Raw genomic sequence first — 1,713 nt, 5'->3', positions numbered from 1 at the left:
CTTAAAAAGAAATTCCATCCGAAGTAGATCCAAATTAATATTGTCACTAATGCAAAAATATGTATCAACATCATTAAAACATGAAAAAATCTATTTCCTTGTGCTTTTTCCAGCAGAAATGTCATCGCAATATTTTTATCCTTTAGATAAATAAAAGGCATACATAAGTACGTCATGTATATCATCAAATAACATGATAATTCATCACTCCAGCTAATAGGATCGTTGAAGATATATCTAGAAACCACTTGAATAAGTACGATTATTGTCATAATTATTAGCAATAATCCACCTAACTGCTTGCCAATTTTTCCTATTGGCTCATTAATTTTTGATAGAAAAAATTCGATATTTTTTAAAATCATTATGAATCCCTCTACATTTGAATGATAAAATTAAACGAATATATTATTTTATATAACAATCAAGTAATCCCTGCTCCAAAGCTGGTGCTAAGCCTGGAGTCAATGGTAATCTTGGAATAATTAAACAATGCATTAAATGATAAATATCCTGTTTACCATCCCATACTTTGCTGGATACTTTATTATTTGCATCTAACTCTTGCCACCAAGAACATCCTTCATAATCCATCAAATATGTCCGGCAATAATCCCAAAAGCGTTGGTAGTATTCTTCATATTGGCTATCATTAGTGACCGTATATAGTGCATAGGCAGTACCTAGTGCTTCAACAATAACCCAACGAATTCTCTCTCTGACAACCGGTTTGCCATCCCAATCAACCGAATAAACAAAGCCAGGCTCACCATCTACAAACCAAGCATCTCTAATCCCCGCTGCAAATAAATTTTTTGCATCTTCAAGCAACCATTCTGGTGTTTCTGCTCCAATAGAAATTAATGTAGCACGGAGGTGTAGCATTAAACGCCCCCACTCAATCCAATGTCCAGGTGTACCACCATAAGCTCGGAAATGACTTGCCGGTTGTTCTTTGTTGTAATCAACTATCGGTTGCCAACTTGGATCAAAATGTTCATTGACGCGATAGTTATTATTTTTGGCAAAATGATGAATAATCACTGATGTAATACGGAGAGCTCTATCTAACCATTTCTTATCTTTAGTTACATCATATACAATCAGAAATGCTTCCACGGCATGCATATTTGCATTACCACCTCGATATTCTTCTGTCTTGGTAAATTGCTCATCCCATGATTCAAGACACATTTGCTCTTCTTCATTCCAAAAATATTTCTCTATAATTCCGATCGCATCATTTAACAAATCTTTTGCTCTAGGATGCCCTGTCATTACCGCACTTGCTGCTCCCAATAATACAAAACAGTGTTGATATCCCTGTTTAGAGGAATCTATTACTCCTGAATCATTAACTATCGCATACCATCCTCCATGGGCTTTATCCTTCAAAGGCCCCTCTAAAGCACTGATCCCGTGCTCAACAAGATCATAAGCTCCAGGTCGACCCATTAATGCGGCTAAAGAATAAACATGCAACATTCTCGCAGTAATCCACAACTGTGTTCCCATTTCTTCTCGAATGTTTCCACTATTTCCTAGCCAACCGAATCCTGTCGGCACAACCGCTCTTCTTCCAAATTCAAAAATTCGATCTACTTCTGTTTCTAACCAAGAATTATGCGTTTTGGTGTTGATCCATTTCATACAATATTTTCCTTTGTTAAGATAAAATCTATGATTAGCGACTATATACGAATAAATAATGAC

2 protein-coding genes are annotated in these 1,713 nt (G+C 35.8%); both read right to left on the bottom strand.

Annotated features, from left to right (window positions below; genetic code table 11):
* Nucleotides 1–365 (bottom strand): TRAP transporter small permease (locus tag FHQ30_RS13035; RefSeq protein ID WP_139625200.1); only part of this gene is annotated, 365 nt, incomplete at its 3' end.
* Between the two features lie 43 nt (nucleotides 366–408).
* Nucleotides 409–1,650, bottom strand: a complete 1,242-nt coding sequence (locus tag FHQ30_RS13030) for an AGE family epimerase/isomerase (RefSeq protein ID WP_139611271.1) — start codon at nucleotides 1,648–1,650, stop codon at nucleotides 409–411.
* Nucleotides 1,651–1,713: the final 63 nt, after the last annotated feature.

Source organism: Testudinibacter sp. 'clade 2', assembly GCF_006227735.1.
Classification (GTDB): domain Bacteria; phylum Pseudomonadota; class Gammaproteobacteria; order Enterobacterales; family Pasteurellaceae; genus Chelonobacter.
The sequence above is the reverse complement of the archived record's forward strand: the minus strand, read 5'-3'. Positions and strand labels throughout refer to the sequence as shown.

What these genes read in the sequence shown, in the direction of transcription:
- FHQ30_RS13030 (WP_139611271.1), bottom strand. Translation starts at nt 1,650, where the DNA reads ATGAAATGGATCAACACCAAAACGCATAATTCTTGGTTAGAAACAGAA.